A 13,444-nucleotide genomic window follows, 5' to 3' on the forward strand; every position below is an offset into this window, starting at 1 on the left:
CTCTGGCACGCCGAGCTGACCGCTCCATCGGCGTGCCTCCGGTCCGAAGCACGAGAAGCGCATGCCCCCCTCCCACGGCCCCAAACAGGGTTTCCTTCCCGGTCCCCCGGTTACCCGTCGTCCCGTGGCACCGGCGCCTTGACGGGCACGAGCGTTCGAGGAGGGTCCCCATGACCGAGTACGGCTATTTCCTGGCCGCCGAGGAACACGGGCCCGCCGACCTCGTCGAGCAGGCGCGGATGGCGGAACAGGCGGGCTTCTCCCACCTGTGGATCTCCGACCACTACCACCCCTGGAGCAGGGAGCAGGGCCAGTCCTCGTTTGTCTGGTCGGTGATCGGCGCGCTCGCCCAGGCGACCTCACTGCCCGTGCAGACGGCGGTGACCTGCCCCACCATCCGTATCCATCCGGCGATCGTCGCCCAGGCCGCCGCCACCAGCGGGGTGCTGCTGGAGGGCCGCTTCCGGCTGGGGGTGGGCTCCGGGGAGGCGCTGAACGAGCATGTGCTGGGCGACCGCTGGCCGCAGGCGGCCATCCGGCTGGAGATGCTGGAGGAGGCCGTGACGGTGATCCGCCAGCTGTTCGAGGGGCACCAGGTCAACCACCACGGCAAGCACTACACGGTGGAGAACGCGCGCCTGTACACGGTGCCCGAGGAGCCGGTGCCCATCGACATCGCGGCGTTCGGCTCGGCCGCCGCCGCGCTGGCCGGGCGGGTCGGTGACGGCTTCATCACGATGGTCCCCGACGCGGAGCTGGTCGCGCGGTTCCGGCGCGGCAGCGGCGCGGCCGGCAACGCCAAGCCGGTCCGCGGCGGTCTGAAGGTGTGCTTCGGCCCGGACGCCGACGAGGCGCTGCGCACCGTCCACCGGCTGTGGCCCACCGAGGCGCTGCCGGGCGCGCTGCTGACCCAGCTGGCCACCCCGTCCCAGTTCGAGCAGGCCTGCGAGCTCGTCACCCCCGAGCGGCTGGCCCAGCAGGTGACCTGCGGCGACGCCCCGGACGCGCATGTGGCCGCGCTCAGCGCGTACGCCCACGCCGGCTTCGACACCGTCTACGTCAACCAGATCGGCCCCGACCAGCGCGGCTTCTTCGACTTCTACCGCGCCAAGGTACTGCCGCAGCTGACCGGTTGAACCGGTCGACAGGAGTGACCACCATGACCATGAAAGTCGCCGACTACGTCCTGGCCCGGCTGCGCGAGTGGGGTGTCGAGCAGGTCTTCGGCTACCCGGGCGACGGAATCAACGGCCTGCTCGCCGCGTGGGGGCGGGCCGACAACGAGCCCCGGTTCGTGCAGTCGCGGCACGAGGAGATGGCCGCGTTCGAGGCCGTCGGGTACGCCAAGTTCAGCGGGCGGCTCGGGGTCTGCGCGGCCACGTCGGGTCCGGGCGCGATCCATCTGCTGAACGGCCTGTACGACGCGAAGCTCGACCACGTCCCCGTGGTCGCGCTGGTCGGCCAGACGCACCGCAGCGCGATGGGCGGCTCGTACCAGCAGGAGGTGGACCTGCACAGCCTCTTCAAGGACGTCGCCTCCGACTTCCTGGAGACCGTGACGGTCCCCGAGCAGCTGCCGAACGTGCTGGACCGGGCGATCCGCACCGCGTACGCCCGCCGCTCCCCCACCGCCGTGATCATTCCGGCGGACGTCCAGGAGCTGGACTACTCCCCGCCCACCCACGAGTTCAGGATGGTCCCCTCCAGCCTGGACCGCAGCGGCTGGTCGGCGGTGCCCTCCGCAAGCGCGGTGGAGCGGGCCGCGGATGTGCTGAACGCCGGCGACAAGGTGGCGATCCTGGTCGGCCAGGGCGCCGCGGGGGCGCGTGCGGAGGTCGAGGCGATCGCCGACCTGCTGGGTGCCGGGGTGGCCAAGGCGCTGCTCGGTCTCGATGTGCTCAGCGACGAGCTGCCGTATGTCACCGGCTCCATCGGCCTGCTGGGCACCCGGCCCTCGTACGAGCTGATGCGGGACTGCGACACGCTGCTGACGATCGGCTCCAGCTTCCCGTACGCCCAGTTCCTGCCGGAGTTCGGCAAGGTCCGGGCGGTGCAGATCGACCTCGACCCGCACATGATCGGCATGCGCTACCCGTACGAGGTCAACCTGGTCGGCGACGCCCGCGAGACCCTGCTGCGGCTGATGCCGCTGCTGCGGTCCAGGGAGGACCGCGAGTGGCAGGAGGAGACCATCGCGGAGGTACAGCGGTGGCGCGAGGTGATGCGGCACCGCGCCGAGCTGACCGCCGACCCGATCAACCCCGAGTACGTCGCCCACTGCCTGGACTCGCTGCTGCCCGGAGACGCCATCCTCACCTGCGACTCGGGCTCGGTGGTCAACTGGTACGCCCGCCATCTGCGGATGCGCGCCCAGATGCGCGGCTCGCTGTCGGGCACGCTGGCCACCATGGGCAGCGGGGTGCCGTATGCGATCGGCGCGAAGTTCGCACAGCCCAACCGGCCGGTGGTGGCGCTGGTCGGGGACGGCGCGATGCAGATGAACGGCATGGCCGAGCTGATCACCGCGGCCAAGTACCGGCACGCGTGGGACGATCCGCGGCTGGTGGTCGGGGTGTGGAACAACCACGACCTGAACCAGGTGACCTGGGAGATGCGGGCGATGAGCGGGGCGCCGCAGTTCCTGCCCTCGCAACAGATCCCCGATGTGCAGTACGCGCGGTTCGCCGAGTCGCTGGGCCTGACCGGCATCCGGGTGGAGAAGCCCGAGTACGTCGAGCAGGCGTGGCGCGACGCGCTGAACGCGGACGGCCCGGCGGTGGTCGAGTTCCTGACCGACCCGGACGTGCCGCCGATTCCGCCGCACGCGACCTGGGAGCAGCTGGAGGCCACCGTCGAGTCGATGGTCAAGGGCGATGCGGACCGGGCGGGCATGGCGCGTCAGGGTCTGAAGGCGAAGATGCAGGAGTTCCTGCCGCACCGGCCGCACCGCGGCAGGAAGAGCGAGGGATGACGGGGGACCGAGAACGTGGCCGCCGCACCGTGGAACGTGGCTGGAGCATGTCATGAAGAGCGTGCCATGAAGAGCGTGCCATGAAGGTGGAGCGGCTCGACGTCACGGCGTACACGGTGCCGACCGACGCCCCCGAGGCGGACGGCACCCTCGCCTGGAACGAGACGACCATCGTGGTGGTGGAGGCCCGCGGCGAGCAGACGACCGGGCTCGGCTGGACCTACGCCCCGGCGGACGCCGGGTCGGTGGTGTGCGATCTGCTGCGCGGCGAGGTGGTGGGGCGTTCCCCGCTGGATGTGGCGGGGGCGAACGAGGCGATGAGCCGCGCGGTGCGCAACGCCGGCCGCCCGGGCCTGGTGGCCTGTGCGATCTCCGCGGTGGACCTGGCGCTGTGGGACCTCAAGGCGCGGCTGCTGGGTGTGCCGCTGGTCCGGCTGATCGGCGCGGTGCGCGAGACGGTGCCGGTGTACGGCTCCGGCGGCTTCACCACGTACCACGACACCCATCTGGCCACCCAGCTGACCGGCTGGGTGCGCGGACACGGCATCGACCGCGTCAAGATCAAGGTCGGCGAGGACCGGGGACGGGCCGTCGAGCGCGACCTGGCCCGGGTGCGCCACGCCCGGGAGACCATCGGCCCGCACGCCGAGCTGTATGTCGACGCCAACGGCGCGTACACCCGCAAGGAGGCGGTGCGGGTGGGCCGGGCACTCGCCGAGCAGGGGGTGGGCTGGTTCGAGGAGCCGGTGTCCTCCGACGACCTGGAGGGGCTGCGGGTCGTCCGCGACGCGGTGGTGTGCGATGTGGCGGCCGGCGAGTACGGCTACGACCTGCCGTACTTCGCCCGGATGGCCCCGGTCGTCGACTGTCTGCAGGCCGACGCCACACGCTGCGGCGGGCTCACGGTGTGGCTGCGCGCCGCGGCCGTCGCCGAGGCCCACGGCCTGGAGGTTTCCGCGCACTGCGCACCGCACGCACACGCTCACGCCGCCGCGTGCGTGCCCAATCTGCGCCACCTGGAGTGGTTTCACGATCATGTGCGCATCGAGTCCGCGTATTTCACGGGCGCGCTCGACCCCACAGGTGGCACGGTGCGGCCGGGGGCGAGCGGCGAGCCGGGCCACGGCATGACCTTCCGGCACGAGGCCGCCGCCACATACCGCGTGCTGTGACACGCCTCCCCGGACGCGCCTCCCCGTCCACGGCGTTTCCGGTTTCGGCCCCACCCGGCTGGCTACCCGCTTCCGCGGAGCACTCGGAGCCGAAGGGACGTGATCACCATGCAGGTGGCCTTCCTTGTCGCGCCGGAGGGCGTTGAGCAGGTGGAGCTCACCGACCCCTGGCAGGCAGTTCTCAACGCCGGCGGCACGCCCCGCCTGGTGTCCACGAGGCCCGGCCGCGTTCAGGCGTTCCACCATCTCGACAAGGCGGACACCTTCGGCGTGGACCGGATCCTCGCCGACACGACGGTCGACGAGTACGACGCTCTGGTGCTGCCGGGCGGGGTCGCCAACCCCGATCTGCTGCGGCTGAACCCGAGGGCCGTGGGCTTCGCCAAGGGCTTCTTCGACGCGGGCAAGCCGGTCGCCGCGATCTGCCACGCCCCTTGGACCCTGGTGGAGGCCGACGTGGTGCGCGGCCGGACCCTCACCTCCTGGCCGAGTCTGCGCACCGACATCCGCAACGCGGGCGGCACCTGGGTGGACGAACAGGTGCGGATCTGCGAGAGCGGCCCCAACACCCTGATCACCAGCCGTAAGCCGGACGATCTCAAGGCGTTCTGCGGGGCATTCCTCGACGTGTTCGCCGGGCTCGGCAAGAAGGGAACGTTCCGATGACCGATCGCAAGGAACAGCAGCGCGAGGTGTACCGCGCCGCCGACCCCGCTGAGGGCCCGCTGACCACGGACCAGGGGGTGGCGGTCGACCACACCGACGACTCGCTCACCGTGGGCGAACGCGGCCCGACGCTGATGGAGGACTTCCACTTCCGCGAGAAGCTGATGCACTTCGACCACGAGCGGATCCCGGAGCGGGTGGTGCACGCGCGCGGCGCGGGCGCGTACGGCTACTTCGAGCCGTATGAGTCCTGTGCGGAGTTCACCCGGGCCGCCTTCCTCCAGGACCCGTCCGTGCGCACTCCGGTGTTCGTACGGTTCTCGACGGTGCAGGGGCCGCGCGGCTCGGCGGACACGGTGCGCGATGTGCGCGGCTTCGCCACGAAGTTCTACACCTCCGAGGGCAACTACGACCTGGTCGGCAACAACATGCCGGTGTTCTTCATCCAGGACGGCATCAAGTTCCCGGACTTCGTGCACGCGCTCAAGCCCGAGCCGCACAACGAGATCCCCACCGGCGCGTCCGCACACGACACGCTGTGGGACTTCGTGTCGCTACAGCCCGAGACCATGCACATGATGATGTGGCTGATGTCCGACCGGGCCATCCCGCGCAGCTTCCGCATGATGCAGGGGTTCGGGGTGCACACCTTCCGGTTCGTGGACGCGCGGGGCCGGGGGACCTTTGTGAAGTTTCACTGGAAGCCCAGGCTCGGGGTGCACTCGCTGGTCTGGGACGAGGCACAGGAGTGCCAGGGCCGCGACGCGGACTTCAACCGGCGCGACCTGTGGCAGGCGATCGAGGCGGGCGAGTACCCGGAGTACGAGCTGGGGGTGCAGCTGGTCCCGGAGGAGGACGAGTTCACCTTCGACTTCGATCTGCTCGACGCCACGAAGATCATTCCGGAGGAGCAGGTACCGGTCCGGCCCATCGGCCGGATGGTGCTCGACCGCAACCCGGACAACTTCTTCGCGGAGACCGAGCAGGTGGCCTTCCACACGGGCAATGTGGTGCCCGGCATCGACTTCACCAACGACCCGCTGCTACAGGCCCGTAACTTCTCGTATCTGGACACCCAGCTGATCCGGCTGGGCGGCCCCAACTTCGCACAGCTCCCTGTGAACCAGCCGGTGGCCCCGGTCCGCACCAACCAGCGCGATGGCTACCACCAGACGGCGATCCACACCGGGACGAGCTACTCCCCGAACTCGCTGGGCGGCGGCTGCCCGGCCCTCGCCGGCGCGGACGGGTACGCGTTCTCCCACTACGCCGAGCGGGTCGACGGCGCCAAGATCCGCAAGCGCAGCGAGAGCTTCAAGGACTTCTACAGCCAGGCGGCGCTCTTCTGGAACAGCATGAGCGACTGGGAGCGGCAGCACATCGTCGAGGCGTTCCGTTTCGAGCTGGGCAAGGTCGGGGCGGTGCAGGTGCGCGAGCGCACCGTCGGCCAGCTGGCACACATCGACTCGGCCCTGGCGACGTCCGTGGCCGAGGGCATCGGGGTGGTGCCGCCCGCCCCTGCGAACACCGAGCACAAGCCCCTGGCCTCCCCCGCGCTGAGCCTTGCGAACCTGCGCGGCGACGGCTCCATCCGCACCCGCCAGATCGCGGTGCTGGTCACCGACGGAGTGGACACCGGCCAGCTCACCCAGGCCCAGGAGGCGCTGAGCTCACAGGGCGCGGTCGTCGAGGCCCTGGCCGCGCACGACGGGAAGGTGCGCGGCAGCGACGGAAACGGCTATGCGGTGGACCGGGCGCTGCCGACGGTCGCCTCGGTGCTCTACGACGCGGTGCTGCTGCCCGGCGGGCCGACCGGCACCCCGGACCTGAGGTCGGACGAGACGGCGATGCGGTTCGTCCGCGACGCCTACCGGCACGGCAAGGCGATCGGGGCGCTGGGCTCGGGCGTGGGCCTCCTGGCCGCGCTGGTGTCCGCGCTGGAGCCGGAGGGGCTGCATGTCGCCTCGGGGCATGGGCATGTGTGCGCGGACCGGGGCGTGGTCACGGACGCCACGACCGGGTCCGCGAGCGAGGAGTTCACCCGGGCCTTCACCGAGGCCATCGCCGCCCACCGGCACTGGGACCGCCCCCGGCTGCGCTGCTGAGGAGCGGTAGGCAGGACTGAACGGGCACCGCGACTCGGGCGCGGTGCCCGTTCTCAGTCTTGTCGTTCGTTTAGGCCTCGCGGCCGAGGAGGGCGAGCAGCTTGGTCTGGGCGTCGGCCCCCGACGGGGGCTCGACGGCGGCGGCGAACATCCCGCTCTTCTCAGGTCCCACGCGTGGACCGCGGCGTCGATCGTCGTCTCCGCGCAGTACTCCGCGGCGGGGGTCTCGCCGAAGGAGAGATCGACCGTCCGCTCCAGGGCCCCCGGGGCGGTGAACGCCTCGCGCGCCGCGGCGGCCACCTCGTCCCAGGCGGCGACGGGGTCCCCGCCCAGCAGGTCGCCGTCGAAGCTTTCGCCCTGTTCGGCGACCGTCTGCCCGTCCCGTACCAGCGGCGGCACCCACATCTGCTCGACCGCCAGATGGTTGACCAGGTCGCGTACGGTCCACTCGGTGCACGGCGTCGGGTCGTCCCACTGGTCCGGCCGGATGGCGTGCACCCGCTCGGTGAAGAGGTCCAGCGCCTCGCCGTGCCTGGCGAGCAGCGGATTGCCGCGGCCGGACCGCTCGGCCTGTCGATCCCGCTCCCGGTCAGCCATGGCGTCCCTTCCCCTCGCGCAGTCGGGTGGCGGCAACCGCGCCACATCTGCGACAGGTACCCCTGCCCTGGACGGCCTAACACGGCCGCACCCCCAGCATGGACACGGCATGGACACGGCACCGGGCGCGGGCCCCTGAATTCCCGCACCCGATGCCGTTCCTCACTCCCAATGGCCGCTCGGCCGACCACCGGGTCCCCTCACGCGGGCGCCGTCAAACGTCGTGTCGATGGCCGCGCGGCGGGTACGCAGAGGGAGAACCAGAAGCGAACGTGAGGACGGTGCCATGCAACGAGGCAGCAACCGGTTGAGTGTCCACAAGGACGACGAGATGAAGCACGAGCTACAGGAGCTGATGCGCTCGGGCCGCCCCACCCGGGCCGAGGGGTGGTACGACCCCGAGCCCGCGGCCGACGACGACCCCGAGGTCACCACGGGGCCGGTGCCGCCCCTCGGCGCGGGTGGCGAGGCCGAGGCGCTGCGGTTCGAACTGGCCCGCCATCTGGGGCGCACCCCGTTCCCGGCCAAGCGCGGGGCCCTGCTGCGCGCCTTGCACCAGGCGCACGCCCCGGACCGGCTGACCGAGCAGGTGGCACGGCTGCCCGAGGACCACACCTACCGCACGGTGCAGGAGGTCGTGTCCGGGCTCGGTCTGCACCCCCGGGCATAGCGCCCGGACATAGCACCCGGGAGGCGCCCGGGGCACACCCGGGGCACACCCCCTCCGACCGGATGGTGAGACGCATCTCTCGCCATGCGAGATGACGGCGTACGGTGGCGACAGCCCGTCAGGTCGTCTCGAAGGGGAGCCGAGCCATGCCCGAGAACACCAGCGCAGCCACCGCCACCGCCGTCTACACCCACGGACACCACGAGTCGGTGCTGCGCTCCCACACGTGGCGCACCGCGGCCAACTCCGCCGCGTATCTGACCGGCCGGCTCAAGCCCCACATGCGGATCCTGGACATCGGCTGCGGCCCGGGCACCATCACCGCGGACCTGGCCGAGCTGGTCCCCCAGGGCGAGGTCATCGGGGTGGACGCCGCGCCCGCCGTCCTGGAGCAGGCCCGGGCGGTGGCCGCGGAGCGCGGAGTGTCCAATGTCCAGTTCGCGGTCGGCGATGTCCACGCGCTGGACTACCCCGACGACTCGTTCTGCGTCGTCCACGCCCATCAGGTGCTCCAGCACCTCGGCGACCCGGTGGCCGCGCTGCGCGAGATGCGCCGGGTGTGCAAGCCGGGCGGCATGGTGGCGGTGCGCGACTCCGACTACTCCGCCATGACGTGGTACCCGGCCGTCCCCGGCCTGGACGGCTGGGCGGCCCTGTACCAGCGGGTGGCCCGCGCCAACAGCGGCGAGCCGGACGCCGGCCGCAGGCTGCTGTCCTGGGCCCGCCAGGCGGGCTTCACCGACATCACCGCGACCGCCGGGACATGGTGTTACGCCACGGCCGAGGAGCGGGCGTGGTGGAGCGGCCTGTGGGCCGACCGCACCGTCGCCTCGTCGTACGCCCAGCAGGCGGTGGAGGGCGGCCACGCCACGGAGGACGAGCTGCGGCGGATCGCGGACGCGTGGCGGGAGTGGGGCGCGGCGGAGGACGGCTGGTTCACCGTCCTGCACGGTGAACTCATCTGCCGCGTCTGACGCCCCGGCGCCTCGTCAACTAGGCTCGCCCGCATGGACATTCTCGGGACCTCGCTACGGGTGTGCGTCAAGGATCTGGACGCGGCGATCGCCGTGTACGAACGGCTGACCGGCGCCGAGGCGCTGCGCTTCCAGCGCGGGGGTGTCTCGGTGGCGGCCGTCGGCTGCTTCTTCCTGATGAGCGGTCCCGAGGCGGAGCTGTCCATCCTCCGCAAGGTCACGGCGACGCTCGCGGTGAAGGACGTGGACGAGGCGGTGGCCGATCTGAAGGCGGTGGGCGCGGAGATCATCGCCGGTCCGCTGCCCACCCCGATCGGCCGCAACCTGGTGGCCCGTCACCCCGACGGCTCGGTCTTCGAGTACGTCGACCGCAATCCGGGACAGGCGCCCTGACGGGCGCCGTTACGCGGGCCGCATCCGGAACTCGTACCGCTCCGGGAGCGGGTGCTCGGCGCGCGCCCGCTCCCGGACGTCGTCGGACTCGGTCACCGGGTCCCCGTCGCCCGCGACGATCCGTTCCGCGATCGCGTACCAGGTGTCGCTGAGCGTCTCGTCGCTCTCGCGCAGATCCGCCACCTCGAAGCCCTCGTCGAAGACCGCCCGGGCGGCCACCGCGTCGCCCTGGGCCAGCAACACCTGGGCCGTGAGCAGCCGGAAGCGCCCGCGCTCGCGGACGGCGGGGCGCAGCGCCCCGAGCACCGTACGCGCCTCCTCGGCGCGCCCCACCGCGAGCAGCGCGACGACCGCCTCGCGCCCGAGCGCGGCCTCGGCCGCCTCCGTCGCGGCCGGATCCGCGAGCGCCGCCGACGCGGCGCGGCCGACGCCCCCGCCGACGCTCTCCTCCGCCGCCGTACCGGGCACGTGGCCGGCGCCCGCCCGCGCGGGGAGGTGCGCCGACATCCCCGCGCCCGGCACGTCCAGCGCCTCCGCGAGCCCCGGAGCCGACGCGGCGCGGCCGACGCCCCCGCCGACGCTCTCCTCCGCCGCCATGCCGGGCGCGCGGCCGGCGCCCGCCCGCGCGGGGAGGTGCGCCGACATCCCCGCGCCCGGCACGTCCAGCGCCTCCGCGAGCCCCGGAGCCGGCGCACGCTCGGACGACCCGGCCACCGCGGCCGGGACCCGGGCCGACCGGCCGCCGTTCGTCCGGGCGGGCAGCGGGGCCCCCGCGAGGATCAGGTCCATCGCGCGCAGCAGGCGGTCGGCGGCGCGGGCCGGGTGGCCGGCGGCGGTGTCGGCGACGGCCAGACAGCGCAGCGCCCATGGCGTCTCCGTGCACCGCAGCGACCGCTCCCAGCTGCGGGTGGCCTGGGCGCGGTCGCCCGCGTGCCACTGGGCCACGCCCAGGTGGTACTCGGCGGCGGCCGTGGAGGGCGCCGACTCCAGGAGGTCGCGCCAGGCCGGTGCGGCCAGGGAGCAGCCGGGGTCGGTCAGGGGCCGGCCCGCCTCCCAAGCCGGAAACGCGCCGGTGCGCAGCAGGCGGCGCCACGGCTCCTGGGGCTCGCCGAGCGTGTCCGGGTCGAAGGGGGTGCCCGGCAGCCGGTAGCCGCCGCGCTCCACCTCCAGCGCGCCCCAGCCGGAGCCGGTGGCCAGCCGCTCGCCGGGCTCGGCGTCGGCGTACGGGCGCCAGGCGGCGTAGGCCGCCGCCACGGCGGCGCGCGGCGCGGCCGACTCCAGCCGGGCCTCGACCTCCCGCCGGGCCGCCGCCCAGTCCGCGCCGTGGACCGCCGCCGGGTCGGCGGACAGCGGTCCGTACGCCTCCAGCCAGGCGAACTCCTCCCCCGCCTCCAGCCGGACATGCTCCAGCTGGGTGCGGGCGAGCCCGGCCTGGATCTCGGCGTAGCCCGCGGTGCCGGGCTCGGTCAGCCACCGCTGCCAGCGCCGGCCGCCCGGCCCCGCGCCCCACAGGAAGAGCTTGCGGCCGCGCAGCAGGTCAGTGGAGGTCTGGACGAGGCCATGGCCCTCCTGGTCGAGCGAGGCGATCCAGGGGCGCGCGTCCTCGGGCAGGTCGTAGAAGTAGTCGGCGGGGTAGGTGGCGCGCAGCGGGTACGTACGGTCGGCGCCGTCCCACTCCGGGACGGGGACGTGGCGCAGGGTGCGGCTGTAGCCGAAGTGCCAGGCGGCGTCGGCGGGGGCGAGGACGCGGGTGCCCTCGTCCTCGGGGACGGCGATGTTGGACCACCAGTAGACGGGCGCGGGCTGGTGGTGCGGGTTGCGGATCCGTACCCCCACATACAGGAAGTCGGAGTCCCGCGGCAGCCACAGGTCGACCTGGAAGGGCAGGTCGCGCAGCCGCTCCCACTCCCACAGCCGCACCATGTCGCCGCCGTCGGGCGCGGGGACGCGGGCGGCGTGCAGCGGGGCGCAGGCCAGGGTGGTGTGGCCGGTGGCGCCGATGTTCCACTCGATGCCGCCGGAGAACCAGGCGCCGCTCAGGCCGAAGTCGGCGGGCTGGAGCACGGGGTTGCGGTAGAGGAGTTCACGGCCGGTCGGCTTGTGGTGGAGGGAGTGCACCCGGCCGCCGAGGCCGGGCAGCACGGTGACCCGCAGCCGGTCGTTCTCGAGGACGAGGGCGTCGAGCCCGGCGGGGGCCCGCCCGCGCCCGTAGCCGTCGCGCAGCCGCACCGGCAGCACCGAGCGCAGCGGCTCGTACGCGGCCTGGCGGGCCATGTCGGCGGGCAGCGTGGCGCGCGTGTCCTCGTCGATACGGTGCACCTCGCGCGGGAGCCGCAGCGCGGGCAGGGGGTTCTCGGGCCCGAGCGGGGCGGTGGGAAGGGTCAGGGTGGTACGTCGCAGGCTCGTGGCCACGGGCTGCCTCACTCCGACTGCCTTGGGTCGCCCCCGGCTGCGGCGACCGTCCGATGACCATGGAACAACGGCGCGGCCGAGCTGAACAGAGCGTCAGCTGAACAGAGGCGTCAGCCCTGTGCGCCCTGCGCCTCGAATATGTCGCTGGTGATGGCGTAGCGCTCGTGGTCGCGCCACGCGCCCTCGATGTAGAGGTATTCGGGCGAGTAGCCCTCGTGCCGGAAGCCGTACCGCTTCACCAGCGCCAGCGACGCCTCGTTGCCGGGCTGGATGTTGACCTCGATGCGGTGCAGGGCGAGCGGCCCGAAGGCGTGGCCCAGCACGAGCCCGAGCCCTTCGGAGACATAGCCGTGCCCGGCGTGGGGCGCGAAGGCCCCGTAGCCGATGGAGGCGCCCTGGAAGGCGCCGCGGATGATGCTGTTGACGTTGATGAAGCCGGCGATCGCGCCGGTCTCGGGCAGGCAGACCAGGAACCCCTCGTGGTCGTCCCGCTCCAGCTTCGTCATGAAGGTGTCGAAGGCCTCGTCGGAGGCGGGCGCGGTCAGCCACGGGTGGTGGAGGGCGGCGCTGGTGCGGGCGAGCCGGGTGAACTCCGCGCGGTCGGTCCGCTCGATGTGGCGGATCGCCACGCGGGGTCCCATGGCAACGTACGGCGTGTCGGGCATCCGCACATCCTAAGCCGGTCGTGCCGCTGCCCGTCCGGCGGATTCTAGGGAGCCTTCTCCAGCAGCGCGTACGCCGCGGCGTACCCAGGTCCATCGGCAGAGTCGGAGTCGGTGGCGGCCGAGGCGAGGTGGCCGGTGGGAAGGTCGGTCAGTGTCCAGGGGCCGACCGGCACCGACTCCTCGCCCGTGCCGACGTAACTGATCGCCGGGTCCTGGGACAGGCCCGTGCCGATGCCCTTGAGATACGCCTCCTTACGCGTCCAGCAGCGCGCGAAGGCGGCGGGTCGGTCGGCAGCGGGGAGCGCGGCCAGCTCGGCGCGCTCGGTGGGATGCAGGCTCTGGGCCACCTGGTCCACGACGGACACGGGCTGCGTCTTCTCCACGTCGGCGCCGATCGGCGAGCCCGCGAAGGCGAACAGCACCAGGTCGCCGGCGTGCGACATGTTGAAGTGCAGCGGCATGCCGACGACGGCGGGGCGGCCGTGGGGTCCGCCGCAGCCGGGGCAGTCCTCCCGGGTGAACGGCACGGCCGCGGGCTCGATGTCCAGATAGGCGCCGAGCAGCTCCCGCAGGCCCAGGTGCGCGGCGGTGTACCGGTGCTGGTCCTCCGTCCGCACGAACTTCCCGGCGCGCTCCCGCTCCTCGGCGTCGAGGATCTTGCCGGGCGCGCCCTGGTCCATCGCGGAGATGTACCGGGAGACGCTGAGCAGCCAGGTCTCGGGCGCGCCGGGCGGCCACGCGCCGGCCACGGCGGCGGGCAGCGGATCGCGGCCGACAACGCGCGGGGCCGTTGGGGATATCAACTCGCTCCTCCAGGTG

The 13,444-nt window shown here is 72.8% G+C and carries 11 protein-coding genes and 1 pseudogene; 8 read left to right on the top strand and 4 right to left on the bottom strand.

Features of this window, described 5'->3' with window-relative positions:
• Positions 1 to 170: 170 nt before the first annotated feature.
• From ACWY4P_RS12035 to ACWY4P_RS12055, 5 genes are all read left to right on the top strand, one after another.
• Positions 171 to 1,136: a TIGR03557 family F420-dependent LLM class oxidoreductase gene (locus ACWY4P_RS12035; protein ID WP_456210525.1), complete on the top strand. Its 966-nt coding sequence runs from the start codon at positions 171 to 173 to the stop codon at positions 1,134 to 1,136.
• Between the two features lie 23 nt (positions 1,137 to 1,159).
• On the top strand, positions 1,160 to 2,971 hold the full coding sequence (locus tag ACWY4P_RS12040) for a thiamine pyrophosphate-requiring protein (RefSeq protein WP_456210526.1): 1,812 nt from the start codon (positions 1,160 to 1,162) through the stop codon (positions 2,969 to 2,971).
• 80 nt (positions 2,972 to 3,051) lie between these two features.
• Positions 3,052 to 4,143, top strand: a complete 1,092-nt coding sequence (locus ACWY4P_RS12045) for an enolase C-terminal domain-like protein (protein ID WP_456210527.1) — start codon at positions 3,052 to 3,054, stop codon at positions 4,141 to 4,143.
• A gap of 108 nt (positions 4,144 to 4,251) precedes the next feature.
• On the top strand, positions 4,252 to 4,809 hold the full coding sequence (locus tag ACWY4P_RS12050) for a type 1 glutamine amidotransferase domain-containing protein (protein ID WP_456212895.1): 558 nt from the start codon (positions 4,252 to 4,254) through the stop codon (positions 4,807 to 4,809).
• Complete coding sequence (locus ACWY4P_RS12055) at positions 4,806 to 6,914, top strand: catalase (protein ID WP_456210528.1); 2,109 nt, start codon at positions 4,806 to 4,808, stop codon at positions 6,912 to 6,914. Before ACWY4P_RS12050 ends, ACWY4P_RS12055 begins: the two co-directional genes overlap by 4 nt.
• A 70-nt stretch (positions 6,915 to 6,984) precedes the next feature.
• Here ACWY4P_RS12055 and ACWY4P_RS12060 read toward each other — a convergent pair.
• Positions 6,985 to 7,511, bottom strand: a pseudogene (locus ACWY4P_RS12060) (TIGR03086 family metal-binding protein).
• Between the two features lie 286 nt (positions 7,512 to 7,797).
• Between ACWY4P_RS12060 and ACWY4P_RS12065 the strand changes: the two are divergent.
• The 3 genes from ACWY4P_RS12065 (at position 7,798) to ACWY4P_RS12075 (ending at position 9,548) form a co-directional block, all read left to right on the top strand.
• Positions 7,798 to 8,181: a DUF2795 domain-containing protein gene (locus tag ACWY4P_RS12065; RefSeq protein WP_456210529.1), complete on the top strand. Its 384-nt coding sequence runs from the start codon at positions 7,798 to 7,800 to the stop codon at positions 8,179 to 8,181.
• Positions 8,182 to 8,327: 146 nt separating this feature from the next.
• Positions 8,328 to 9,155: a class I SAM-dependent methyltransferase gene (locus ACWY4P_RS12070; RefSeq protein WP_456210530.1), complete on the top strand. Its 828-nt coding sequence runs from the start codon at positions 8,328 to 8,330 to the stop codon at positions 9,153 to 9,155.
• Between the two features lie 33 nt (positions 9,156 to 9,188).
• Complete coding sequence (locus ACWY4P_RS12075; protein ID WP_456210531.1) at positions 9,189 to 9,548, top strand: VOC family protein; 360 nt, start codon at positions 9,189 to 9,191, stop codon at positions 9,546 to 9,548.
• A 9-nt stretch (positions 9,549 to 9,557) separates the two neighbouring features.
• Here ACWY4P_RS12075 and ACWY4P_RS12080 read toward each other — a convergent pair whose 3' ends face one another.
• The 3 genes from ACWY4P_RS12080 to ACWY4P_RS12090 all read right to left on the bottom strand — a co-directional run bounded on the left by ACWY4P_RS12080 (position 9,558) and on the right by ACWY4P_RS12090 (position 13,428).
• The gene (locus tag ACWY4P_RS12080; protein WP_456210532.1) at positions 9,558 to 11,960 is read right to left on the bottom strand and encodes a DUF5107 domain-containing protein; all 2,403 of its coding nucleotides are present in this window, start codon (positions 11,958 to 11,960) and stop codon (positions 9,558 to 9,560) included.
• A gap of 110 nt (positions 11,961 to 12,070) precedes the next feature.
• Positions 12,071 to 12,625, bottom strand: a complete 555-nt coding sequence (locus ACWY4P_RS12085) for a GNAT family N-acetyltransferase (protein ID WP_456210533.1) — start codon at positions 12,623 to 12,625, stop codon at positions 12,071 to 12,073.
• A gap of 44 nt (positions 12,626 to 12,669) precedes the next feature.
• Positions 12,670 to 13,428 (bottom strand): 4'-phosphopantetheinyl transferase family protein, encoded by a 759-nt coding sequence (locus ACWY4P_RS12090; protein WP_456210534.1) that lies wholly within the window; start codon positions 13,426 to 13,428, stop codon positions 12,670 to 12,672.
• Positions 13,429 to 13,444 lie beyond the last annotated feature (16 nt).

The sequence above is a fragment of the Streptomyces sp. LZ34 genome (assembly GCF_053890475.1).

Excerpts from the sequence above, each read along its gene's own strand:
- ACWY4P_RS12035 (WP_456210525.1), top strand. The coding sequence starts at position 171 with ATGACCGAGTACGGCTATTTCCTGGCCGCCGAGGAACACGGGCCCGCC.
- ACWY4P_RS12040 (WP_456210526.1), top strand. The coding sequence starts at position 1,160 with ATGACCATGAAAGTCGCCGACTACGTCCTGGCCCGGCTGCGCGAGTGG.
- ACWY4P_RS12045 (WP_456210527.1), top strand. The coding sequence starts at position 3,052 with ATGAAGGTGGAGCGGCTCGACGTCACGGCGTACACGGTGCCGACCGAC.
- ACWY4P_RS12050 (WP_456212895.1), top strand. The coding sequence starts at position 4,252 with ATGCAGGTGGCCTTCCTTGTCGCGCCGGAGGGCGTTGAGCAGGTGGAG.
- ACWY4P_RS12055 (WP_456210528.1), top strand. The coding sequence starts at position 4,806 with ATGACCGATCGCAAGGAACAGCAGCGCGAGGTGTACCGCGCCGCCGAC.
- ACWY4P_RS12065 (WP_456210529.1), top strand. The coding sequence starts at position 7,798 with ATGCAACGAGGCAGCAACCGGTTGAGTGTCCACAAGGACGACGAGATG.
- ACWY4P_RS12070 (WP_456210530.1), top strand. The coding sequence starts at position 8,328 with ATGCCCGAGAACACCAGCGCAGCCACCGCCACCGCCGTCTACACCCAC.
- ACWY4P_RS12075 (WP_456210531.1), top strand. The coding sequence starts at position 9,189 with ATGGACATTCTCGGGACCTCGCTACGGGTGTGCGTCAAGGATCTGGAC.
- ACWY4P_RS12085 (WP_456210533.1), bottom strand. The coding sequence starts at position 12,625 with ATGCCCGACACGCCGTACGTTGCCATGGGACCCCGCGTGGCGATCCGC.